This window comes from Luteimonas huabeiensis HB2, from assembly GCF_000559025.1.
Taxonomy (GTDB): Bacteria; Pseudomonadota; Gammaproteobacteria; order Xanthomonadales; family Xanthomonadaceae; genus Luteimonas; species Luteimonas huabeiensis.
Genome location: NZ_JAAN01000026.1, coordinates 160,451 through 183,660 on the forward strand (window position 1 = coordinate 160,451; position 23,210 = coordinate 183,660).

Here is a 23,210-nt window from a genome sequence, read left to right on the forward strand (position 1 = left end):
AACGCGCATGCGCGCCGGCGCGCGGTTATCGCTGCGGCGGCTGCGCCGGCGCCGCGCTGCGCGACTGTTCGGCGCGGATCACCTCCACCTTCGGATCCGCCCACGGCCCGGTCACCCGGTAGGTGCTGGCGCCGAGTTCGCCCAGCGGCCGGCGCAGCACCGCGTTGGCCGCCGCGCCCACTGCCGCGCCGAGCGGACCGCCGGCGATCGCGCCGACCGCGGTCAGCAGGTTGCCCGATTTCGGATGCACCTCGATGGTCTGGTCGTAGACCTGCGCGCGCAGGTCGGCGCTGCCGGCGATCCGGATCTCCGCGGCCGGGCCGTCGATCGCCAGGTCCTCGGCGCGCGCCAGCCCGCCGCCGAAGCGGACTTCGCCGCCGATGCGGTTGAAGGCGAAGCCCTTGTCGAAGAAGTCGCGGAAATCCAGGGTCAACCGGCGCGGCAGCTCGGCCACGCTGAGCAGGCCGAGCACGCGCCCGGCGCCGGGCTCCACGTCCACCAGTTGCCCTTCCTTCACCAGCAGCGACAGGCGCCCGTCCAGCGCATCGACGCGGAAGCCGGTGGGGCCGCCCGGCCACGCGGCCTCCAGCCGGAGCTCGCCCTCGCCGCCGCGCAGCCGCTCGCCCTGGCCCAGGCCGGCCAGCAGCGCGCCGTAGTCCTCGCTGCGCACCTGGGCGTCGATGCGGGTGCGCTGGGCGGCGCCGCGCCCGGCCCACTCGCCGCTCACGTCGATGCGCTGGCCGGCGCCGCGCGCCTGCAGCGCCTCGATCCGCAGGCCGTGGGCCATGGGCCGGGTATGCAACCGCGCCTCGCCGAGCCGCGCGGTGCCCACGCGCAGGTCGGCGACGTCGATGCGCAGCTCCGGCAGCCGTGCCGGATCGACCGCCCCGTCCGCCGGGGCTTGCGCCGCGGCGGGCGCTGGCGCGGTGCCGGCCTCGCGCTGCCAGTGCACCCGCTCCAGGCGCGCCACCACCGGTCCCGCGCCATCGGGCAGGTGCACCGAGCCGGCCAGCGCGGCGCCCTCCAGGCCCAGCGAGGTGCCGCCGGCCACCGGCGCGGCGCGGATGCGCACGCCCGGAAAGCTGCCGCCCAGCAGCGCCAGCCGGTCCACCTGCAGATCGATGCGGCGCAAGGGCAGGCCGCCGCCCTCCTCGCCGGACGCCAGCAAGCCGACCCAGTCGGCCGCGGCCAGCGCGTCGGTGCGGCCGGCCAGGACCAGGCCGGCGGCCGGCGGCGCCGGCGCCGCGGCACCGCCCAGTGCGATCCCCAGACCGGTGGCGGCGCCGGCGCGCGCGCGCAGCGCGAGCCGGTCGCCCAGGCGCACCGCCACCTCGTGGCCGGGGGTCTCGACCGGCAACGGCACCGCCACCTCGGCGGCCAGCGCCTGCGCCGCCGGCTTGCTCAACGGATCCGGCAACGCCAGCGCGGTGCCGCGCAGGTCGGAGCGCAGGCGCAGCAGCGGCGGCGCGTCGCGCCCCGCCTGCGCCTGCGGCACCTCCACCGCGACCGACCACGCCGAGCGGCCGCTGGCGTGGGGGCGCAGCCAGGCCAGCGCGTCCACGCGATCGACCAGCGCGCGCACCGGCAGCTCGGCGCGCAGTTCGCCCTCGAAGACGTGCCCGGGATCGCGCACGTGGCCCGGCCCCGCGGCCAGGCGCAGGCGGCCCGGGCCGCCCTCCGCCCGCACCGCCAGGTCGGCGGCGGACAGGCCCCGGGCGTCGTAGCGCAGCGTGCCGCGCACCTGGTCCAGGTGCAGCGTCCAGTCCGGCTCGCTGACCCGCACGCCGTCCAGCGCGACCTCGCCGTCGATCGCCGGCCGGCCGCCCTCGCGCAGTCCGAGCGTCATCGCGAAGCGGCCGCGCGCCGGGCCTTCCGCGCGCAGCCCGTCCAGCGCCTCCAGCCCCTCGTACAACGGCGTCTGCCGCAGCATCGCGAACATCGCGGCGACGTCGGCGCTGGCGTCGGCGCCGACCCGCAGCTCGGCATCGCGGAAGGCGGCGATGCCGCCCTCCAGCCGCGGCAGCTCGACGCCGGCCAGCGTGGCGCTGCCGCGCAGCACCTCGAAACCGTCGCCGACGAAGCGCACGCGGCCGTCGAGGCGCTCCAGCGGCGGCCAATCCGGCTGGAACCGCAAGGTCAGGCCGGCCAGATCGGCCTCGGCGTGGAACACGCCGGACGCGGCACGGCCCGGGGCGGCCCGGAACGGCCAGTCGTCGAGATCGCCGTGGACCACCGCGCGGCCGTTGCGCACGCGGCCGGCGCGCAGCGCCTCGTCCAGCCAGCCGATCGCCGCCTCCGACATCGCGTGGTGCAGCCAGAAGCGCGAGGCGGTGGTCACTTCGGCCTCGTCCACCTCGGCGGCGAGGTCGATCCACGGGCGGCTGCCGTCGCCCTGGAAACGCAGCCCGCCGCGCACGTCCGCGCCATAGCCGTCGCCGTCGATGCGCAGCGCGGGCGAGGCCACCTCCCAGCCGTCGTCGCCGCGCCAGGCGACCAGGCGCCCGCGCACGCCGAACAGATGCGGCGCGGAGAACCCGCCCGGCCAGTCCAGCCGCCAGCGGGCCGCGGGGTCGGGCTCGAACACCAGGCCGCCGGCATCGCCCGCGAGGCGGCCCGAGATCCCGGACAGCCCCGGCCGCTCGCCCACCGCGGCGAACGCGGCGGCCTCGATCCGCGCGCGCAGGCGCAGGTCGCCGCCGGGCCCGCGCACGTACTCGACGTCGTGCAGCACCGCGCCGGGCCGGGCCTCGCGCAGCCACGCGCGCAGGCCCTCGCCGAGCCGGTCCGACAGCGGCAGCAGCGCCAGCAGCGGACCGGCATCGATGCGCTGCGCGACGAAGGCCTGGCGCGCGCCCCCGGCCAACGCCGCGCCATCGAGCGATTGCTCGGCGCCGCCGCTGCGCAGCCGCAGCCGCCGCGCGTCCAGCCGCCAGCCGCCGTCGTCCAGCCGCCAGTCCAGGTCCGCGTCCAGCCGCTCGAAGCGCACCGCATCGGCGGCCGGCTCGGCGGCCAGCGTCTGCAGCGCCACGTCCTCCAACCCGGCGCGCGCGCGCACCGCCACGACCCGGCGCGCGCGCAGCGACACCCAGGCGCCGGCATCGCCATGCCCGTCCACCACCGCAACGCCGGCCAGCCGCAGCAGCGGCGACCAACCCGCGAGGCCGGCGCGCTCGATGCCGGCCCAGGCGCGGCCGTCGCCGCTGCCGCGCGACAGCGTCAGCGCCATGCGCACCGGCGCGCCCGACTCGACCCGCCACGCGCGGGCGGCGGCGCGCACGCGGTCGCCGTCCACGCGCAGGCGCAGGTCGATGCGCGGCACATGGGTCCGCAGCCCGATCCCCGGCGCATCGATGTCCAGGCGACCGCCCAGCACCTGCACCTCGCCCAGGCGCTCGAGCCCGGCGAAGGGGTCGTCGCCGTCGGCCTGCTCGCCCGGCAGCCCGCGCACGTGCCAGCTGCCGTCGTCGCGTCGCTGCAGGTGCAGGTGCAGGTTGCGCAGGCGCAGCTCGGTCAGCGAACGCCCCGGCAGCAGGCCGGCGTACTGCGAGACCAGGATCTCCGCCGCGCCCACCGAGACCGGCTGCGCGCCCTCGCCGATGCGCAGTCCGTCCACGCGCAGCAGCGGCCCGCGCCGGGTCCACTCGGTCTCCAGCGCGTCGAAGCGCACCGGCCGGCCGCTGCGCTCGCTCAGCCACTGCGCCACCCGCTCGGGGTGGCGCTCGGCCAGCGGCAGCAGCCACAGCGACGCGACGCCGTAGGCCAGCGCCATGACCGCCAGCAGCATCGCCAGGGCGTACCACAGCCAACGACCGACGAAGCGAGCGCCGCGGCGCGCGCGCGTGGTCATCGGCGCCCCGCTCCGAACGATCGCGGACGCCCACCGCGCACGCGGCGCAGGCCTGCCCGGGTCCCGAGTCCCGGGTCCCGGGCCCCGGCTTCAAAGCAGCACGACATCGAACTGTTCCTGCAGGTACTGCTCGTCGGCCTGGAAGCGGATGGTCTTGCCGAGGAACTCCTCCAGCTCGGCGACCGCGGTCGATTCCTCGTCGGTGATCCGCGCGACCACCTTCGGCGAGGCGATCACCAGCAGCCGCGCCGACTCGAACTGGCGCACCGCGCGCACGATCTCGCGGAAGATCTCGTAGGTCACCGTCTCCGCGGTCTTGAGCATGCCGCGGCCGCCGCAGGTGTGGCAGGTCTCCGACAGCTGCCGCGCCAGGCTTTCCACCGTGCGCTTGCGGGTCATCTCCACCAGCCCCAGCGGCGAGAAGTCGTACACCGTGGTCTTGGCGTGATCCTTGGCCAGCGACTTCTCCAGCGTGCGCAGCACCTGGCGGCGGTGCTCGGGATCGATCATGTCGATGAAGTCGATGATGATGATCCCGCCCAGGTTGCGCAGGCGCAGTTGCCGCGCCACCGCCTGCGCCGCCTCCAGGTTGGTGCGGTAGACCGTCTCCTCGAGGTTGCGCTGGCCCAGGAACGAGCCGGTGTTGACGTCCACGGTGGTCATCGCCTCGGTCTGGTCGATGACCAGGTAGCCGCCGGACTTCAGCGGCACCTGCTTGTCGAGCGCGCGCTGGATCTCGTCCTCGACGCCGTACAGGTCGAAGATCGGCCGCGCGCCGCCGTAGTGCTCGATGCGCTCGGCCAGCGGACCGCCCTCGCCGTCGGCCAGCGCCGGCATGTAGCGCGCCGCGAAGGCGCGCAGGCGCTCGAAGGTCTCGCGCGAATCGACCTTGACCTTCTCCACGTCGCGGCGCATCAGGTCGCGCACCGCGCGCATCGGCAGGGTCAGGTCCTCGTACACGCAGGCGCCCACGCGCGCGGCCGCCGAGGCCTCGCCGACCAGCGCCCAGACCCGCGCCAGGTAGGCGATGTCCTCGGCCAGCGCCTCGGCCGGCTGCCCTTCGGCATTGGTGCGCACGATGTAGCCGTGGCCGCCGGCCCGCTGGGCGAGGTCGGAGACCAGGGTCTTCAGCCGCCGCCGCTCGGATTCGTCCTCGATGCGCGCCGACACCCCGACCACGCTCGACTGCGGCAGCAGGACCAGGTAGCGCGAGGGGATGCTGATCTGCGTGGTCAGGCGCGCACCCTTGGTGCCGATCGGCTCCTTGACCACCTGCACCACCACGTCCTGGCCCTCGCGCAGCAGCTCCGCGATCGGCGGCACCGGCACCGGCAGCGCGCCGGCCTCGGCGTCCATCTCGGGCGCGGGCAGCGCGCGCATCACGTCGTTGGCGTGCAGGAAGGCCGCGCGTTCCAGGCCGATGTCCACGAACGCGGCCTGCATGCCCGGCATCACCCGCTGCACCCGGCCCTTGTAGATGTTGCCCACCACGCCGCGGCTGCCGCCGCGCTCGATGTGCAGCTCCTGCAGCATGCCGTTCTCGACCACCGCCACGCGGGTCTCGCGCGGGGTGACGTTGATCAGGATCTCCTCCGACATACCTTGTCCTACTTCAAGCTAGTGCCGCGGCCGCGGCAGATCACGATCATCGCCGTTCCCGCACGGCCCCACCTCTCCCTCTCCCGCATGCGGGAGAGGGATGGGGTGAGGGAAGGCGAGGCCGCAACCCGCTGACGCCGCGGCCGGCGCCCATCATCGCCGCTCCCGCCCGGCCCCGACTCCCCCTCTCCCGCCCGCGGGAGCGGGACGGGGAAGGCCAGCGACGCCGCCGCACTCACAGCAGCCCCGCCGCGCGCAGCAGCTTCGCGGTGGCGTGCAGCGGCAGGCCCATGACCCCGGAGTAGCTGCCCGACAGCCGCGACACGAAGCGCTCGGCGCCGCCCTGGATGGCGTAGCCGCCGGCCTTGCCCAGCGGCTCGCCGGTGGCGACGTAGGCGGCGAGATCGGCCTCGTCGATGCGGTCGAAGACGACTTCGGTCTCCACCAGCGTCTGCTCCAGCCCCGCCGCGGTGCGCAGCGCCACCGCCGAGAGCACGCGGTGCGCCCGGCCGGACAGGCTGCGCAGCATCCGCGCCGCGTCCGCGCCGTCGGCCGGCTTGCCGTAGACGCGGTCGCCCAGCACCACCTCGGTGTCGCTGGCCAGCACCGCCGCGGCCCGATCCGCCGCCGCGCACCAGCCGGCCTCGGCCTTCTCGCCGGCGACGCGGCGCACGTACGCCTCCGGGCTCTCGTCGGGCCGGCGCACTTCGGCGACGTCGATGTCCAGGGCCGCGAACGGCACGCCCAGACGCCCCAGCAGCTCGCGGCGCCGGGGCGATTTCGAGGCAAGCAACAGCATGCCGCAAGGATACCCGCTGAGGCGCCGCGAACCGCGGGCGCGCGGCGGCTCGACCCCATTCAGGCTCACGGGCCGTTCACTGCGGCGCAACGACCCTTTCCCCCTCCAAGGAGACACATTCATCATGACCCTGCGCCCTCTCGCCGCGGCCCTGGCCGCCGCCGGCCTCGCCCTCGGAACCTTCGCCGCGCCCATGTCCGCCAACGCCCAGTCCCCCTCGCCGGTCCAGGCCGCGCCCGTTCCCGCCGACGGCACCCTGCTGTCGGTCAGCGCCCAGGCCGAGGCCAGCCGCGTGCCGGACGTGGCCACCCTGTCGGCCGGAGTGGTCACCCAGGCCGCCGACGCCAACGCCGCGCTGCGCGCCAACGCCGAGCAGATGACGCGGCTGATGCGCGCGGTGCGCGCGGCCGGCATCGCCGAACGCGACGTGCAGACCTCCGGCCTCAACGTGCACCCGCAGTACCGCCACAGCGACAACGAGGCGCCCACCATCACCGGCTACCAGGCCAGCAACACCGTCAGTCTCAAGGTGCGCGACGTCGCCAAGCTCGGCGATGTGCTCGACGCCCTGGTCGCCAGCGGCGCCAACCAGGTCAACGGCCCCAGCTTCGAGATCGACCAGCCCGAGGCGGTCTACGACGAGGCGCGCCGCAAGGCGCTGGACCTGGCGCAGAAGCGCGCGGCCATGTACGCCGAATCGCTCGGCCTGCGCGTGCGGCGGATCGTCAGCATCAGCGAGGGCGGCGGTTTCGTGCGTCCGATGCCGCAGATGAGGATGGTGGCGATGGCCGCCGATGCCGTCGCCAGCCCGGTCTCGCCCGGCGAGAGCACGCTCAGCGCTTCGCTGGACGTGGTCTTCGAGCTCGGCCGCTGAGGGCGTACGCGATGGCGCCCTCCCGCAAGGACACCCCGGCCGGCGACGACGCCGACAAGTCGGGCTACGCCGAACGCCAGCCGCGCGACCGCGACGACGCCCGCAACCTCGGCAAGCGCCGGCGCCCCGAGCCCGACCAGGGCGGTCTCGACCGTAAGCCCGGCGACGATCCCGATCCCGCCGGCGACGCCGGCTGAGCGGCCGCGCACCGCACCTTCCGGGCCCGCCTCGTGCGGGCCCGTTCCGTTTCGGGGCGGCGCTTCGACTCGTGCGCGGCCGGTCGCGGCGCGCCAGCAGCGATGGGCGCGCGCGACCCACCCCCGCGGGCGGGAGCAGGGACGGCATCGGCGCCCAGGCCGAATGTCGAAGCCCCCAGCCCACGGCCCCTGTCGCGGGCGGCTTTTTTGCGCTGCAGCATCTTGCGCCGGCGGCCCGATGGGCGCGATGCTGGCCGTGCCGGCGTCCGCGGGCGGCCGGCGGGGCACGGCCGCGGGCCGCGAACCCCGACGCGATCGCTCGCGCGTTGTCGGCGTCACCCCAACGCACAGGAGGTGGTCCATGGTCCTGCAGCCGTCGCAACACGCGTCCCGCCCCGATCCCGTCCGCATCGCCGGCATCACCGGCACCCTGCTGCTCAACGCCGGTGCGCTCGCGCTGCTGCTGGTGCCGCTCAGTCGCCCGCAACCGGCCAGCCTGGCCGAGGCCACCCCGGACCTGACCGTGGACTGGATCGTGCCGCGGCCGAAACCGCCGGCGCCCCCGCCACCGCAGCCCATCGACGTGGACCTGGTGCGGCCGCGCCCCGCCACGCCGGTCGCGCCGCCGCAGCAGGTGGCGGTCGCGCCCCCGGCGGTCGCGCCCATCGCCTCCGATCCGCCGCTGCCGATGCCCGCGCTGGCCGAGGTCGCCGACACCGCGCCCGAGGCGCCCGCCGCGCCGGTGGCCGCCGAGAGCGGGCCGGCCACCGGCATGCAACTGGCCTACGCGCAGGCCACGCCGCCGCCCTACCCCGGCGCCGCGCTGCGCGGCCAGCTGCAGGGCACCGTGCTGCTGCAGGTGCTGGTCGATGTGGACGGCCGGCCGATCGAGGTCCGCGTGCATCGCAGCAGCGGGCACCGCTTGCTCGACGATGCCGCGCGCCGGCACGTGCTGCGGCAGTGGCGGTTCCAGCCGGCGGTGCGCAACGGCCAGCCGGTGCAGGCGCTGGGGCTGGTGCCGGTGGACTTCCGCCTCGACCGCCAGTAGCGCAAGGCGACGCGCCCCGCCCGCGCCGGCGCGCGGGGCGCCACCCTCAGGCGCGGTGGTAGGGGTGGTTGGCCAGCAGCGCGGCGGCGCGGTAGAGCTGCTCGGCCACGACCAGCCGCACCAGCATGTGCGGCAGCGTCAGCGGTCCGAGCGACCATCGTTCGTCGGCGCGCGCGACGACCTCGGGCGCGTGACCCTCGGGGCCGCCGATCAGCAGCGCGAGGTCGCGGCCCTGGCCGCGCCAGTGTTCCAGGCGGCGGGCGAGCTCCTCCGAGGTATGCGCGCGGCCGCTGCCGTCCAGCGCCACCACGCAGGCGTTCTTGGGCAGCGCGGCCAGCACCCGCGCGCCCTCGTCCTGGCGCGCGCGAACGGGGTCCCGGCCCTTGCCGCGCAGGCCCGGCTCGATCTCGACCAGCTCCAGCGGCAGCCAGTGCGACAGCCGCTTGCGGTACTCGGCGTAACCTTCGGCCACCCAGCCGGGCGCGCGCTCGCCCACGGCGATCAGCCGCGCCTTCATCGCGCACCCGACGCTATGCGGACACGGCGTCCGGCGGCTGGTCGCCCACCGTCCACAGGCGCTCGAGCGCGTAGAACTCGCGCACCCGCGGCAGCATCACGTGCACCACCACGTCGCCCAGGTCCACCAGCACCCATTCGGCCTCGCGCTCGCCTTCCACGCCCAGCGGCTGCACGTCGAGCCGCTTGGCGTACTTGACCACCTCGTCGGCGATCGACTTCACGTGGCGGCTCGAGGTGCCGGAGGCGACGACCATGTAGTCGCAGACGCTGGTCTTGCCGCGCACGTCGATCTCGACGGTATCGCGCGCCTTCAGTTCCTCGGTGGCCGCGCGGATCTGTTCCAGCAGGGCGTCGGCGGAAGGCGGCGGGACGGGCAGGCGGGTCTTGATGACTTGGGCGGGACTGGTCAATGCGCTGGACTCTGGGATTTGGCGCGATTATAGCGGCCGGCCGGTGTCGCCGCGGCGTGCATACCAGCCGGCGGCCTCGATCCGCGCCGCCACCGCCGGCGGCACCAGGTCCCGCCAGGGCTCGCCGGCGGCGATGCGGCGCCGGATTTCGGTGGCCGAGCCGGGGTGCAGCGGCTGGCGCAGGCGCAGCACGCGCCCGGCCGGGGCGGCGGCCAGGTCGGCCGGATCCTCGGTCCAGCGCCCGGCGACCTCGGCCGCCAGCGGCGCCGGCAGGTCGCGGTCCAGCGGGTCGCCGGCGCGCTCGGCGACCACGAAGTGGGCCAGCCCGAACAGCGCCCGCCAGTCCTTCCAGCCCGGCAGCCCGCGGAAACCGTCGGCGCCGACCAGCAGCGCGACCGGGCGCGCCGGCGCCTCGGCGCGCAGCGCGCGCAGGGTCTCGACGGTGTAGCTGCGGCCCGCGCGCCGCAGTTCGCGGGTGTCCACCCGCAACCCGGGTTCGCCGGCGACCGCGCGCTGCAGCAGGTCGACGCGCGCGGCGGCGTCGGCCCCGGGCGCGGGCCGGTGCGGCGGGTCGGCGGCGGGCATCAGGTGGACCGGCACGCCGAGCCGGTCGCGCGCGGCGCGGGCGATGGCCAGGTGCCCGGTGTGGATCGGGTCGAAGGTGCCGCCGTAGAGCACTAGCAGCGGCGAGGCCGCGTCCATGCCCGCGGTCAGCGCGGCGGCGCCGCCAGCACGGCGGCGCGCGGCTCGGCCACCGCCACCAGCAGGCGCTCCAGCACCTGCCAGGCGTCGCCCGCGGCGCGGCCCTTGGCGATGCGGTCGATCCGCCCCGCCTGCGCGAGGAAGCGTTCCCAGCGCTCGGCCGGATGGCGCTGCAGCGCGCGACGGTAGACCGCCTGCTTGGAATCCCAGACCCGCTGCGCGCGGAACTCGCCGGCGAGGTCGCCGCCGCGCGCCTGCACCCGCGCCAGCGCCGCGGCGCGCTGCAGTTCCATCACCACCATGCCCATCAGCGCCGGCACCGCCTCGCCCTCGGCGCGCAGGCCGGCGAGCATGCGCACCGCCTGCGCGGCCTGGCCCGACAGCGCGGTATCGAGCAGGCGGAACACGTCGAAGCGCGCGGCATCGGCGACCAGCGCCTCCATTCGCGCCGCGTCCAGCGGCTGGCCGTCGGCCAGCAGGGCCAGCTTGTCGATCTCCTGCGCGGCGGCGAGCAGGTTGCCCTCGACGCGATCGGCCAGCCGCTGCACCGCCTCGCGGTCGGCGACCAGCCCGCGCGCGCGCAGCCGTCGCTCGATCCATTCCGGCATCTCGTGCGGCTTGATCGCCCAGGCGATCGCGATGCGGCCGACCCGGCCCAGCGCCTCGCTCCACTTGCCACCGTGCTGGCGGCTCCACTCGCCGCCGGTGACCAGCAGCAGGACGTCGGCGGGCGGCGCCTCGCAGAAACCGGCGATGACCGCGGCGCCGTCCTTGCCGGGCTTGGCGGTCGGCAGGCGGATCTCGATCACCCGGCGCGCGGCGAACAGGCTGGGCGCGCGCAGGCTGGCCTCGAGCGCGGCCCAGTCGATGTCGCGGCCGTCCGGCTCGAACACCTCCCGCTCCGCGTAGCCCTGCTCGCGGGCGCGGGCGCGCACCGCGTCGGCGGCCTCCAGCACCCGCAGCGCCTCGGGGCCGGCGATCAGGTAGGCCGGCGCCAGCGGTCCGCCGGCGAGCTGGGCGACCAGGCGTTCGGGGGTCAGTTCCATGCCGCGGGAAGCGTCGCGCGCCGCCGCCGGCTCAGGGCTGCCGCGAGGCGCCGTCGATCCGGCGCAGGATCGAGGCGACCATCTCGCGTCGCATCTCGCGGGCCAGCAGTTCGCGCTCGCTGTCGGTGCCGACCAAGCCGTCGGACTCCTGCACGAAATCGCGCGAGAGCTCGATCGCCTGCTGCGGCACCAGGTCGCTGCCGTCGGCCCGGCGCAGGCGGAACACCACCGCGTAGCGCAGCGAGTACTCCTGCGCGCGGCCGACCTCGTCGATGGCGATCGGGGTGCTCGCCCAGCGCTCGGACATCAGTTCCAGCGTGGCCGCGTCGGCGGTCGTGGCGGGCACCACCTCGCCGCCGGCGCGGGCCAGCGCCATCGCCACCGGATCGACCAGCGGGCTGTAGGGATCGGCGGCGACCACGCGCACCGGCCCCAGGTCGGGCGGCAGCGCCAGCGCGTTGCGGAGGTGGAACCCGCAGGCGCCCAGCAACAGGGTCGACAGCAGGACGAGGGGGAGGAGTCTGCGCATGGCGGGAGTCTGGACGAGGGCGCGGGGCCGGGCAAGCCGGCGCGCGCCTCAGGCGGCGACGATGTTCACGATCTTGCCGGGCACCACGATGACCTTGCGGACCTGCTTGCCTTCGAGGAAGCGGGCCACGTTGGGCTCGTCCAGCGCCTGCGCCTCGATCGCGGGACGTTCGGCGTCCACCGGCACCTCGATGGTGCCGCGCAGCTTGCCGTTGACCTGGACCGCCAGCACCGCCGCCTCGCGCGCGAGCGCCGCCGGATCGGGCTGCGGGAAGCCGACGTCCTCCAGCAGCGTCTCCGGATGGCCGAGCAATTGCCACAGCGCATGGCTGGCGTGCGGGGCGATCGGGTTGAGCATCAGCACCATCGCCTCGAACGCCTCCTGCCGCAGCGCGCGCGCGCCCTCGCCCGCCTCGTCGAAGCGCGCGAGGTGATTGAGCAATTCCATGATCGCGGCGATGGCGGTGTTGAAGCTGTGGCGGCGGCCGTAGTCGTCGCCGACCTTCTGGATGGTCTCGTGCAACTGCCGGCGCAGCGCCCGCTGCGCCGGGGTCGGCGCCTGGCCGCCGGTCGCCGCCGGCGCCGGGCCCGCCGCGGCATGGCGCGCCACCTGGGTCCACAGCCGGCGCAGGAACCGCGCCATGCCCTCCACGCCGGACTCGTTCCATTCCAGCGACTGGTCGGGCGGCGCGGCGAACATCGAGAACAGGCGCACGGTGTCGGCGCCGTACTTGTCGACCATCGCGCGCGGATCGACGCCGTTGTTCTTCGATTTCGACATCTTCTCGACGCCGCCGATCCGCACCGGGCGCCCGTCGGCCTTCAGCGTCGCGCCGGTCACCCGCCCCTTGTCGTCGCGCTCGACCTCGACGTCGGCGGGGTTGAACCACTCGCGCGCACCGCCCTCGCCCTCCCGGTAGAAGGTCTCGGCGATCACCATGCCCTGGGTCAGCAGGTTGACCGCCGGCTCGTCGCTGTCCACCAGGCCTTCGTCGCGCAGCAGCTTGTGGTAGAAGCGGAAGTACAGCAGGTGCAGGATCGCGTGCTCGATGCCGCCGATGTATTGGTCCACCGGCGTCCAGTACTTCGCCCGCGCATCGACCATGTCGGACGCGCCCGGCGAGGTGTAGCGGGCGTAGTACCAGCTCGACTCCATGAAGGTGTCGAAGGTGTCGGTCTCGCGTTCGGCCGCGCCGCCGCACTGCGGACAGGTGGTGCGGCGCCATTCGGGATCGGCCTTGATCGGCGACTGCACCACGCCCTGGGCGAAGGCGTCGGCGACGTCCTCGGGCAGCACCACCGGCAGCTGGTCCTCCGGTACCGGCACCGCGCCGCAGGCGCCGCAGTGGATCACCGGGATCGGGCAGCCCCAGTAGCGCTGCCGGCTCACGCCCCAGTCGCGCAGGCGGAAATTGACCTTGCGCGCGCCGCGGCCCTCGGCTTCCAGGCGCTCGGCCAGGGCCTGGAACGCGGCATCGAAATCCATGCCGTTGTACTCGCCGGAATTGATCAGGAAGCCGCGCTCGGTATAGGCGCCCTGCTGCTCGATCGCCTCCAGGTAGCCGCGCACCACCGCGACCGCGGCCGAGGTGTCGTAGGCATCGACGCTGCCGCCGGCCAGCGCGGCCTGGAACGGGTCGGCATCGTGGGCGACGTCGCCGGCCACCTCGGCGAGCGCGTCGCGCACCGCCGCCGGCACGATCACCGGCCGCACCGGCAGGCCGTAGGCCTTGGCGAATTCCCAGTCGCGCTGGTCGTGCGCGGGCACCGCCATCACCGCGCCGGTGCCGTAGCCCATCAGCACGAAGTTGGCCACGTAGATCGGCACGTCCTCGCCGGTGACCGGGTGGATCGCCCACAGCCCGGTGGCCATGCCGCGCTTGTCCTGGGTCTCCAGTTCGGCCTCGGAAACGCCGCCGCGGCGCAGCTCGGCCAGGAACGCGGCGAGTTCGGGATTGCCTTCGGCGGCCTGGAGCGCCAGCGGATGCTCGCCGGCGATGGAAATGAAGGTCACGCCCATCAGCGTGTCCGGCCGCGTGGTGTAGACCGTCAGCGGCGTCTCGACGCCATCCACGCGGAACTGGATCTCCAGGCCTTCGCTGCGGCCGATCCAGTTGCGCTGCATGGTCTTGACCGATTCGGGCCAGCCCGGCAGCGCGTCGAGGCCGTCCAGCAGTTCCTGCGCGTAGTCGGTGATCTTCAGGAACCACTGCGGGATCTCGCGCTTCTCCACCAGCGCGCCCGAGCGCCAGCCGCGCCCGTCCACGACCTGCTCGTTGGCGAGCACGGTCTGGTCGACCGGGTCCCAGTTCACCACCGCGTTGCGGCGATAGGCCAGGCCCTTCTTCAGCAGCCGCACGAACATGCGCTGCTCGTGCACGTAGTAGTCCGGCCGGCAGGTGGCGAACTCGCGGCTCCAGTCGATCGCGTAGCCCAGCGCCTTGAGCTGGGCGCGCATGTGCTCGATGTTGGCGTAGGTCCACTTGGCCGGCGCGGTGGCGTGCTTGATCGCGGCGTTCTCGGCCGGCAGCCCGAACGCGTCCCAGCCCATCGGCTGCAGCACGTTGCGCCCGCGCATGCGCTGGTAGCGGCTGATCACGTCGCCGATGGTGTAGTTGCGCACGTGCCCCATGTGCAGCGCGCCGGACGGGTACGGCAGCATCGAGAGGCAATAGAACTTCTCCCGGGCCGCGTCCTCGCGCACCTCGAAGGCGCCGGTCGCGTCCCAGAAGCGCTGCGCGGCGGCCTCGACGGCGGCGGGTTCGTAGGGGCGTGCGGAAGCGGAGACGGCGTCGGTCGACACGGTGGCGGCAGTCGGGGAAAGGGCCGGCAAGCCTAACGCAGCCGCCCGCGTGCCGCCATGCGGCGCCGGCCGCGTGCCGCCTTGCGCGCGCCCTACGCTTCCGCGGCCGGGCGCAACAGCCGCAACGGCAGCCAGGCCGTCCACAGCGTCCATGCGCCCAGCAGCAAGCGGTCGGCGAAGCCCGGCGGCGCCAGCGCCAGGACCAGCGCCACCGCCAGCGCCGCGGCGGCCGAACCCCAACGCGCCGCCGGCAGCGCCAGCGCCGACAGCGCCGCAGCGGCACCGAGCGCCAGCGCCCAGGCCAGCCAGGCGGATGCGTGCGCGCGGCTGCCGCCGGCATCGAGCTCGTTCGGGTCCAGCGGCAGCAGGCCCTGGGCGGCGAACAGCAGCGCGGCCAGCAGCCACAGCCGCAAGGCCACGCCGGCCCACAGCGTGGCGCGCGCGCCGAGCCGGAGACGCAACCGCCACGCCAGCAGCGCGATCGCGCCGCCGGGCAGCACGAAGGCGAGCGCGTTGAACCCGCCGGCGTGCGGCAGGCCGCTCGCGCCGGGCACCGCCAGCGGCCATCCATCGGGCAGCGCCAGCGCGTGCGCGAACGCCAACATCGCGCCCCAGGTCAGCGCGTGCGCCGCCAGCGCGAACGCCGCCGCGCGCCGGTCCGGCCTCATCCGCGCCACCGGAACACCTCCTCGACGCCGAGCCCGAACGCCCGCGCGATGCGGAACGCCAGCGCCAGCGAGGGCGCATAGCGCCCCGCCTCCAGCGCGATGATCGTCTGCCGGCTCACCCCGCAGGCATCGGCCAACGCCTGCTGGGTCATGTCCCCGCGCTGCAGCCGCAGGCGGCGGATGTCGTTGACGACCGGCGCGCCGTTCACCCGCCCGCCCGATGGTGGGCCGAGGCGAACGCCGGCCGGCCGGGCGGCCCAGCGAGCGCGATCCCGGCATCGCGGGCGTCGGAACGGATCGGCAAGGCGCGCACGTCGGCATCCGCGGGCAACGAGGACGCCATCGTGGAATCGCGCGCGCGGCGATGTCAAGAATTCTTTACACGCCTTGTATCCTGCGCGACCATCGCCACCTCCATGGACGATGCGCCGCAGGCGCCCCCTCTCGTCCGCAACCGGGATCTTCCATGCTGTTCAACGGCCAACCCTCGCAAGCTGCCCCGTCCGCCGCGTCGCCCCACGTGATCGACGCCACCGCCGCCAACTTCGAGACCGAGATCCTGCAGAAATCGCTGCAGACGCCGGTCCTGATCGATTTCTGGGCGGAATGGTGCGGCCCGTGCAAGACCCTCGGCCCGATCCTGGAGAAGCTCGCGGCCGAGTACGGCGGCGCGTTCGTGCTGGCCAAGGTCGACGTGGACCGCGAGCCGCAGCTGGCGGCCGCCTTCCAGATCCGCTCGGTGCCGACCGTGTTCCTGCTGGTCGAGGGGCAGCCGGTGGACGGTTTCCCCGGCGCGCTGCCGGAAGGCCAGGTGCGCGAGTTCCTCGCCCGCCACGGCATCGTGCCCGGCGACGCCGCGGGCGAGGCCGATGCCGGCGCCGAGGCGCCGCCGCCGGACCCGGCGGCGGAGGTGGCCCGGCTGCGCGAGGCGTTGGCCGCCGATCCGGCGCGCGACGAACTCAAGCTCGACCTGGCCCTGGCGCTGCTGCGCACCGGCGAGTCCGACGAGGCCGCGCGCCTGCTCGACGCCCTGCCCGCCAACCTCGCCACCGACGACCGCAGCGTGCAGGCGCGCGCGCGGCTGGGCTTCGCCGCGCTGCTGAAGGACGCGCCGCCGCGCGCCGCGCTGGAGCAGGCGATCGCCGCCGATCCCGCCGACCTGCGCGCGCGCCATCTGCTCGGCGCGCGCGAGATCGTCGAGGGCAACGCCGAGGCCGGGCTGGAACAGTTCCTGGCGATGCTGCAGCACGACCGCGACTTCGAGGACGGCCTGCCGCGTCGCGCCCTGATCGACGCGTTCCGCGTCGTCGAGGACGCCGAACTGGTCGGACGCTATCGCCGTCGCATGGCCTCGCTGCTGTTCTGACCCGCGCACGGCGGCGCCCGTACCTGAGCGTATGGTAGGCTGCGCCTCCGCTTTCCGCCGCCGTGCCGCATGACGCCCCGCCGCCTGCGCCTGATCATGAACCTGTGGCCGCCGTTCCTGGCGGCCGGCATCCGCGTGCGCCACCTGGCCGACGACTGGCGCAGCGCGCGCGTCGAGCTGCGCCTGCGGCCGTGGAACCGCAACTACGTCGGCACCCACTTCGGCGGCAGCCTGTTCGCCATGACCGACCCGTTCTGGATGATCCTGGTCAAGGAAGCGATGGGCCCCGGCTACTACGTCTGGGACCGCGCCGCCGAGATCGAATTCGTCAAGCCCGGCCGCGGCACCGTGCACGCCGAGTTCCGGCTGGACGACGACGCGCTGGCGCGCATCCGCGAGGCGACCGCCGGCGGCGACAAGCACCTGCACTGGTTCGACACCCAGATCGCCGATGCGCAGGGCGAGGTCGTGGCGCGGGTGCGCAAGCAGGTCTACGTGCGCCGCAAGAAGGGCCGCTGAGCGGCGCCGCGCGGCGAAGTTCACCACCCAGCCACCGCGCGCGGCTATGCTCGACGCCGACAGGGGCCGCCATGCACGATCCTCACCGCCACCGCGACGCGCAGCCGTTGCCGGACATCCCCGGCTATCGCTTGCTGCGCGCGATCGCCGAGGGCGGCATGTCCACGGTCTACCTGGCGCGCGAGGAAGCGCTCGGGCGCGAGGTGGCGATCAAGGTGATGCGCCCTGAAGCGCTGGTGGACGAGGTCGGCAGGCGGCGCTTCGAGAACGAGGCGCGCACCATCGGCCGGCTCGAGCACCCGCACATCGTCGGCATCCACCAGATCGGGCGCACCGCCGACGGCCGGCCCTTCTTCGCCATGCCCTACATGCCGCGCGGCCACCTCGGCCAGCGCGATCTCGCCGGCGACGAGGCGCGGGTGCGCGAGATCCTGCGCGCGCTGCTGTCGGCGCTGGCCTACGCGCATGCGCGCGGCGTCGTGCACCGCGACGTCAAGGCCGAGAACGTGCTCTTCGACGCGTCCGACCGGCCGCTGCTGGCCGACTTCGGCATCGCCCTGCGCCGCGGCTACGGCAGCCGCGTGACCAGCGCCGGGCTCGCCCTGGGCAGTACCGCGTACATGGCGCCCGAGCAGGCGCGCGGCGACGAGGTCGACCACCGCGCCGACCTGTATGCGGTGGGCGTGCTGACCTGGGAGATGCTGACCGGCCGGCTGCCGTTCGAGGCCCAGGACGCGCTGTCGATGGCGGTGATGCACGCGCAGGACCCGATTCCGCGCCTGCCGCCGGCGCTGCGCCACTGGCAGCGCTTCATCGACCGCGCGATGGCCAAGTACCCGCTCAAGCGCTTCCACGACGCCCACGACATGCGGCTGGCGCTGGAGCGGGTGCCCAGGCGCGCGCCGCGCCACTTCGCTCCCCGCGACGCCGCCGCCGCGGCGCTGACGCGCCTGCGCGCGCTGCCGCGCGCGGCGTGGATCGCCTCCGCGCTGGCCCTGGCGGCCGTCGGGCTCGCGCTGGCGCTGCGGCCCGGCGATCCGGGCCCCGGCTTCTTCCGCGCCGCGCCGGCGCCGACCGCCGCAGCCGCCGCGCCAGCGTCCGCCACCGCGCTGGCGCAGGCCGACGCCGCGCTGCTGCGCGCCGCGCCGGAGTCGCGCGCAGGGACCTTGCTCGAAGACGCCAAGCGGCAGTTGCGCCAGGGCCGGCTGACCGCGCCCGAGGGCGACAACGCCTACGCCAGCGTGATCGCGGCCGCATCCGCCGACGCCGGCCACCTGGAGCTGCCGGCGCTGGCCGGCCGCGTGGTCGAGGCGCTGTCGGCGCAGGCGTCGAACGCGATCGCCGAAGGCGACGACGCCCTCGCCCACCGCCAGCTCGCGCGGGTGTCCGAGCTCGCCGCGCGTACCGGGCTGCAGGACGCCCCGGCGCTGCCGGCGATGCGGCGCGCGATCGCGGCGGCCCTGGACGCCCGCATCGAGGCCGCCGCCGCGCGTTTCGATCGCGACGCCGCGCACGCTGCGCTGGCGCTGGCCGAGGCCGCCGCGCTGGACGCGTCCGTGCGTGCCGAGCTGCGCCGGCGCGCGCAGGCGGTCCCGGCGGTGGGCGACGTGCTGCCCGGCGATCCGGGGCAGATGACGGTGATGCGCGCCGGCGACGGCGCCTACGCGCTGACCCGGCGCGCGATCGGCGTGGACGACTACCGCCGCTTCGCCGAGGCCACCGGGCGGGCGCCGGCGCTGTGCCGCGAGCGCGCCTCGGTGCTGCGGGTGCTGGCCCGGCGCGACTGGACCGCGCCCGGCTTCGAGCAATCCGGCGGCGACCCCGTGGTCTGCGTGTCCTGGGACGACGCCGACGCCTACGCGCGCTGGCTCGGCCAGCGCAACGGCCACCGCTACCGCCTGCCGACCGCGGTGGAAGCGGCCGCGAGCGCGCCTGCCGCCGGTGCGCGCGCGATCGCGGAGTGGCTGCTGGACTGCGACAACGGCTGCGCCCGGCGCGCGGTGCGCGGGGCCAGCTGGCGCCGCGACGAAGGCGGCCGGCCGCGCGCGGCAGACCGCGGCTACGACGACGTCGGCTTCCGCCTGGTCCGCGAGCCCTGAGCGCGCGGGTGCGGCCGCTGCGGCACGCACCGCGGCCGACCGCATACGATGCCCGCCCCTGCTCCCCGGAATCCCCGCATGTCCGAACCGCTCCCGTTCGCCCGCCGCCTGCAGCGGCTGTTCCTGGCCGGCCTGCTGACCCTGCTGCCGATCTGGCTGACCTGGGTCGTGGTCAAGTTCGTCTTCGTCCTGCTCAGCGACATCAGCCTGCCCTGGGTGGCGCCGGTGGCCGAGTGGGTGGCGACGTGGTTCCCCGAGGAGGCTGGCTGGGCGACCGCGCTGTGGGTGCAGAACGCGATCGCGCTGCTGGCCACGCTGGCGGCGATCCTCGGCGTGGGCTGGCTGACCCGGCGCGTGGTCGGGCAGAGCCTGCTGCGCGGCTTCGAGCGCCTGGTGGCGCGGGTGCCGCTGGCCAGCACCATCTATTCCAGCGCGCGCAAGCTGCTGGACATCCTGCAGACCAAGCCGGGCACCACCCAGCGGGTGGTGCTGATCGACTTCCCGCACGACCAGATGAAGTCGATCGGCCTGGTCACGCGGGTGATGCGCGAGGCCGGCACCGGCCGCGAGCTGGCCGCCGTGTACGTGCCCACCACCCCCAACCCGACCTCGGGCTACCTGGAGGTGGTGCCGGTGGAAAAGCTCACGCCGACCGACTGGACCGTCGACCAGGCGATGAGCTTCATCATCTCCGGCGGCGCCTCGGCACCCGACACCATTCCGTTCGCGGCACCGGCTGCGAAGCCGGCCGCGGACTGACCGCGGCGCGACTTGCGCGGATGCCCGCGGCGGACGCCGCGGGCGCCTCGCTCAGGCCTGGCGCTCGCGGCGCGCGCCGCCCTGGCCGCCCGGCTTGCCGGCGCCGCCGCGCTGGCGCGGACCGGCGTGCGCGTGCGCGCCGCGCTCCTGCGGCTTGCCGTGGCCGCGCTGCGCGGGCTTGCGCGGCGCACGCGCGCCGCCGCCGGGCTTGCGCGCGCCGCCGCGGTTGTGCGCCGGCATCGGCCCGTCGAGGCGGATCGGCTGGCTGGGCGCGTAGCCCGGCCTCTCCTCCATCGCGATGTCGGCCTTGAGCATGCGCTGGATCTGCCGCAGCAGCCCGGCCTCGTCGGCCGAGACCAGCGACAGCGCCTCGCCCGAGGCGCCGTTGCGGCCGGTGCGGCCGATGCGGTGCACGTAGTCCTCGGCCACCATCGGCAGGTCGTGGTTGATCACCAGCGGCAGGTTGGGAATGTCCAGCCCGCGCGCGGCCACGTCGGTGGCCACCAGGATCCTGGCGCGCCCGGCCTTGAACGCGTCCAGCGCCTTCTGCCGCTGCGCCTGGCTCTTGTTGCCGTGGATCGCCACCGCCGGCAGGCCGGCCTTGTCGAGCTGCTCGGCCAGCCGGTTGCAGCCGTGCTTGGTCTTGCCGAACACCAGCACCTGCTCGGCGTGGCGCTCGGCCAGGATCTCGACCAGCAGGTCGCGCTTGCGGCCGGCGTCCACCGGGTGCGCGCGGTGCACGATGGTCGCGGCGATGATGTTGCTGGCGGCCACCTGCACCTGCTGCGGGTCGCGCATGAACTCCAGCGCCAGCGCCTTGATCCGCGCCTCGAACGTCGCCGAGAACAGCAGCGTCTGCCGTTGCGCCGGCACCCGCGCCAGGATCCGCTTCATGCTCGGCAGGAACCCCATGTCGAGCATGCGGTCGGCCTCGTCGAGCACCAGCACCTCGACCGCGTCGAGCTTGGCGTGGCCGCTCTGCATGTGGTCGAGCAGGCGCCCCGGGCAGGCGACGAGGATGTCCACGCCGCGGCGCAGGTTGTCGATCTGCGGCTGCATGCCGACGCCGCCGAACAGCATGGTCACGTTCAGCCGCAGGTGGCGGCCGTAGGCCTTGAGGCTCTCGGCCACCTGCACCGCCAGCTCGCGGGTCGGCACCAGCACCAGCGCGCGCGGCTTGCGCGGGCCCTTGGCCGGGGTGAGCTTGGACAGCCGCTGCAGCAGCGGCAGGCCGAAGGCGGCGGTCTTGCCGGTGCCGGTCTGGGCGCCGCCCAGCAGGTCGTGCCCGGCCAGCACCAGCGGGATCGCCTGGGCCTGGATCGGGGTCGGCTGGGTGTAGCCGGTTTCGGCCAGCGCACGCAGCAGCGCGGGCGAGAGCCCGAGGGATTCGAAAGTCATGGAAATCTCCTGACGCATCGCCTGCGGGGCCGTCGGGCGGCACCACCGGGCGATTCCGTCCCCGCGCTATCCGATACCGCGCTGCGGGCGACGTGATGACGGCGCGGACGTTTCCGGGCCGTGTCTGCGAGACGAAGGACGTGCGGGATAAGAAGCCGGGCGCAAGCGCGCCGGGCCGGCATACCTGGATCGTCGCCGCTGGTGAGCGGGGCAGCCGCGTTGCAGAACCCGTGCAGTGTACCTGAATCGGGCCACCGCGGGCACCGCATCGCGACAGCCGCGCCTGCGCGGCCTCCCCGGGCACGGCGCACCCTCTAAGATGGCCGCCATTTCCCCCCCACCCGGGTGACCGTCTTGCCGCGTCCCACGCTCCCCTCCGCCCGTCAGGCCCCGTCGCGCGCGCGCCGCGCGCTGCTGTGCGCGCTGGCGCTGCTGGCCCTGCTCGCCTGTGGCCTCGCGCAGGCGCAGGAATGGCGCTACCGGGTGCGGCCGGGCGACACCCTGTGGGACCTCGGCCGTGCGCACCTGCGCGCGGACGTGCCCTGGCAGCGGCTGCAGGCGCACAACGGCATCGACGATCCCCTCGCCCTGCCGCCGGGCACGGTGCTGCGCTTCCCCGTGGGCTGGCTGCGCATCCGGCCGGCGCCGGCGACGGTGCTGGCGCTGCAGGGCGAGGCCAGCGTGCATCCGGCCGATGCGGCGCATCGCGCCGTGCCGCTGCAGGCCGGCGCCCGCGTGCAGGCCGGCTCGGTGGTGCGCACCGCCGCCGGCGCCAGCCTGACCCTGGGCTTCGCCGACGGCTCGCGGGTACTGCTGCACGGCGACGGCGAACTCAGGCTCGACCGGCTGCGCGCCTACGGCGCCACCGGCATGGTGGATACGCGCCTGCACCTGGTCCGCGGCCGTACCGCCAACTCCGCGCGTCCCGCGCGCGGGCCGGCCTCGCGCTTCGTGGTCGATACGCCGGGCGCGATGGCGACCGTGCGCGGTACCGAGTTCCGGGTCGCCCACCGCGACGCGCGCACCCATGCCGAAGTGCTGGAGGGGCGCGTGCAGGTGGGCGGCGGCGGCCGCGCGGTGCTGGTGCCCGCGGGCCACGGCAGCGTCAGCGGCGCCGACGGCCGCCCGCAGCCGCCGACCCCGCTGCTGCCGGCGCCCGACCTGTCGCAGTGGCCGCAGCGGCTGGCGCGCATCCCGGCCACCGTGTCCTGGCCGGCCGTCGCCGGCGCCCAGCGCTACCGGGTGCAGATCGCCCCCGACGCCGAGTTCGCGGCCCTGCTGGTGGACGTGCATACCGACACGCCCTCGCTGCAGTTCGCGGTCCCGGGCGACGGCCGCTTCCATGCGCGCGTGCGCGGCGTGGACGCCGACGGGCTGGAGGGCCACGATGCCACCCGCGCCTTCGAGGTCGCCGCGCAGCCGGCACCGCCGTTCGCGCTCGCCCCCGCCGACGGCGCCGCCGCCGGGCCGCGCCCGCGGATGCGCTGGGCCGCTACCGGCGAGGCGATGCGCTATCGCCTGCAGCTGGCGCGCGAGGCGGACTTCCGGGCGCCGCTGCTGGATCTGGCCGACCTGCGCCGCACCGAACTGCGCACGCCCACGGACCTGCCGCCCGGCGACTACCACTGGCGCGTGGCCGCCACCGACGCCGACGGCCGCGACGGGCCGTTCGGCGATCCGCAGCGCTTCGTCGCCGGCCCGGCGGCGCCCGGCCCGGCGATCGGCGAGGACGGCGTGACCCGCGGGCGCGACGGCCTGCAGGTGAGGTGGCCGGCCGGGGAGCCCGGGCAGCGCTACCGCTTCCAGCTCTCGCGCGATGCCGACTTCGCGCGGCTGGAGCTGGACACCGAGCTCGACGAGCCTCGCATCGACCTGCCGAAGCTGCGCGCGGGCACCTGGTACATGCGCACTGCCGTGATCGACGACGACGGCTACGCGCAGCCGTTCGGTCCGGCCCAGAGCCTGCGCACCGGCTGCCTGGCGTGCCGCATCGCGCTCGGCGCCGGACTCCTGCTGCTGGCGCTGTGAC

The 23,210-nt window shown here is 75.3% G+C and carries 19 protein-coding genes and 1 pseudogene; 8 read left to right on the forward strand and 12 right to left on the reverse strand.

The genetic code is table 11. The features are described from left to right. Positions 1–25 precede the first annotated feature (25 nt). From Z164_RS0111550 to Z164_RS0111570, 3 genes are all read right to left on the reverse strand, one after another. Positions 26–3,847, reverse strand: a complete 3,822-nt coding sequence (locus tag Z164_RS0111550) for a YhdP family protein (RefSeq protein WP_024890854.1) — start codon at positions 3,845–3,847, stop codon at positions 26–28. A gap of 90 nt (positions 3,848–3,937) precedes the next feature. Continuing rightward, positions 3,938–5,446 carry a ribonuclease G gene (gene rng, locus Z164_RS0111555; RefSeq protein ID WP_024890855.1) on the reverse strand — a complete coding sequence of 503 codons (1,509 nt, stop codon included), beginning with the start codon at positions 5,444–5,446 and terminating at the stop codon, positions 3,938–3,940. A 235-nt stretch (positions 5,447–5,681) separates the two neighbouring features. Continuing rightward, complete coding sequence (locus tag Z164_RS0111570; RefSeq protein ID WP_024890856.1) at positions 5,682–6,245, reverse strand: Maf family protein; 564 nt, start codon at positions 6,243–6,245, stop codon at positions 5,682–5,684. 124 nt (positions 6,246–6,369) lie between these two features. On the opposite strand from Z164_RS0111570, the gene Z164_RS0111575 reads away from it, so the two are divergent. The 3 genes from Z164_RS0111575 to Z164_RS0111585 all read left to right on the forward strand — a co-directional run bounded on the left by Z164_RS0111575 (position 6,370) and on the right by Z164_RS0111585 (position 8,364). Beyond that, positions 6,370–7,119 carry an SIMPL domain-containing protein gene (locus tag Z164_RS0111575; RefSeq protein WP_024890857.1) on the forward strand — a complete coding sequence of 250 codons (750 nt, stop codon included), beginning with the start codon at positions 6,370–6,372 and terminating at the stop codon, positions 7,117–7,119. An 11-nt stretch (positions 7,120–7,130) separates the two neighbouring features. Next, complete coding sequence (locus Z164_RS0111580; RefSeq protein WP_024890858.1) at positions 7,131–7,316, forward strand: hypothetical protein; 186 nt, start codon at positions 7,131–7,133, stop codon at positions 7,314–7,316. Positions 7,317–7,677: 361 nt separating this feature from the next. Continuing rightward, complete coding sequence (locus Z164_RS0111585) at positions 7,678–8,364, forward strand: energy transducer TonB (protein ID WP_024890859.1); 687 nt, start codon at positions 7,678–7,680, stop codon at positions 8,362–8,364. Positions 8,365–8,410: 46 nt separating this feature from the next. On the opposite strand, the gene rlmH is transcribed toward Z164_RS0111585, so the two are convergent. From rlmH to Z164_RS0111625, 8 genes are all read right to left on the reverse strand, one after another. After that, complete coding sequence (gene rlmH / locus Z164_RS0111590) at positions 8,411–8,881, reverse strand: 23S rRNA (pseudouridine(1915)-N(3))-methyltransferase RlmH (protein WP_024890860.1); 471 nt, start codon at positions 8,879–8,881, stop codon at positions 8,411–8,413. A gap of 13 nt (positions 8,882–8,894) precedes the next feature. Further along, positions 8,895–9,293 carry a ribosome silencing factor gene (rsfS, locus tag Z164_RS0111595; RefSeq protein WP_024890861.1) on the reverse strand — a complete coding sequence of 133 codons (399 nt, stop codon included), beginning with the start codon at positions 9,291–9,293 and terminating at the stop codon, positions 8,895–8,897. A gap of 27 nt (positions 9,294–9,320) precedes the next feature. Further along, positions 9,321–9,995 carry a nicotinate-nucleotide adenylyltransferase gene (gene nadD / locus Z164_RS0111600; RefSeq protein ID WP_043689874.1) on the reverse strand — a complete coding sequence of 225 codons (675 nt, stop codon included), beginning with the start codon at positions 9,993–9,995 and terminating at the stop codon, positions 9,321–9,323. A gap of 8 nt (positions 9,996–10,003) precedes the next feature. Then, positions 10,004–11,041, reverse strand: a complete 1,038-nt coding sequence (holA, locus tag Z164_RS0111605; protein ID WP_024890863.1) for a DNA polymerase III subunit delta — start codon at positions 11,039–11,041, stop codon at positions 10,004–10,006. 31 nt (positions 11,042–11,072) lie between these two features. After that, entirely contained in the window at positions 11,073–11,570 is a 498-nt protein-coding gene (locus Z164_RS0111610; RefSeq protein WP_024890864.1) for an LPS-assembly lipoprotein LptE, read from the reverse strand. Between the two features lie 48 nt (positions 11,571–11,618). Then, positions 11,619–14,372 (reverse strand): leucine--tRNA ligase, encoded by a 2,754-nt coding sequence (leuS, locus tag Z164_RS0111615; RefSeq protein ID WP_024890865.1) that lies wholly within the window; start codon positions 14,370–14,372, stop codon positions 11,619–11,621. Between the two features lie 92 nt (positions 14,373–14,464). Beyond that, the gene (locus Z164_RS0111620; RefSeq protein WP_043689927.1) at positions 14,465–15,040 is read right to left on the reverse strand and encodes a hypothetical protein; all 576 of its coding nucleotides are present in this window, start codon (positions 15,038–15,040) and stop codon (positions 14,465–14,467) included. Continuing rightward, positions 15,037–15,249: a helix-turn-helix domain-containing protein gene (locus Z164_RS0111625; protein ID WP_024890867.1), complete on the reverse strand. Its 213-nt coding sequence runs from the start codon at positions 15,247–15,249 to the stop codon at positions 15,037–15,039. The genes Z164_RS0111620 and Z164_RS0111625 overlap by 4 nt, the downstream gene beginning before the upstream one ends. Before the next feature lie 257 nt (positions 15,250–15,506). Between Z164_RS0111625 and trxA the strand changes: the two genes are divergently transcribed. From trxA to Z164_RS0111650, 4 genes are all read left to right on the forward strand, one after another. Continuing rightward, on the forward strand, positions 15,507–16,406 hold the full coding sequence (gene trxA / locus Z164_RS0111635; RefSeq protein WP_024890868.1) for a thioredoxin: 900 nt from the start codon (positions 15,507–15,509) through the stop codon (positions 16,404–16,406). A 69-nt stretch (positions 16,407–16,475) separates the two neighbouring features. Continuing rightward, on the forward strand, positions 16,476–16,925 hold the full coding sequence (locus tag Z164_RS0111640) for a DUF4442 domain-containing protein (protein ID WP_024890869.1): 450 nt from the start codon (positions 16,476–16,478) through the stop codon (positions 16,923–16,925). 71 nt (positions 16,926–16,996) lie between these two features. Then, positions 16,997–19,024: a bifunctional serine/threonine-protein kinase/formylglycine-generating enzyme family protein gene (locus Z164_RS0111645; protein ID WP_024890870.1), complete on the forward strand. Its 2,028-nt coding sequence runs from the start codon at positions 16,997–16,999 to the stop codon at positions 19,022–19,024. A gap of 78 nt (positions 19,025–19,102) precedes the next feature. Beyond that, positions 19,103–19,783 (forward strand): DUF502 domain-containing protein, encoded by a 681-nt coding sequence (locus Z164_RS0111650; protein ID WP_024890871.1) that lies wholly within the window; start codon positions 19,103–19,105, stop codon positions 19,781–19,783. Here Z164_RS0111650 and Z164_RS20455 read toward each other — a convergent pair. Next, positions 19,780–21,181, reverse strand: a pseudogene (locus tag Z164_RS20455) (DEAD/DEAH box helicase); the annotation flags it as partial. The gene Z164_RS0111650 and the pseudogene Z164_RS20455 overlap by 4 nt on opposite strands. Positions 21,182–21,535: 354 nt before the next feature. Between Z164_RS20455 and Z164_RS0111660 the strand changes: the two are divergent. Continuing rightward, entirely contained in the window at positions 21,536–23,209 is a 1,674-nt protein-coding gene (locus tag Z164_RS0111660; RefSeq protein ID WP_024890873.1) for a FecR domain-containing protein, read from the forward strand. The last annotated feature ends 1 nt before the right edge of the window (position 23,210 follow it).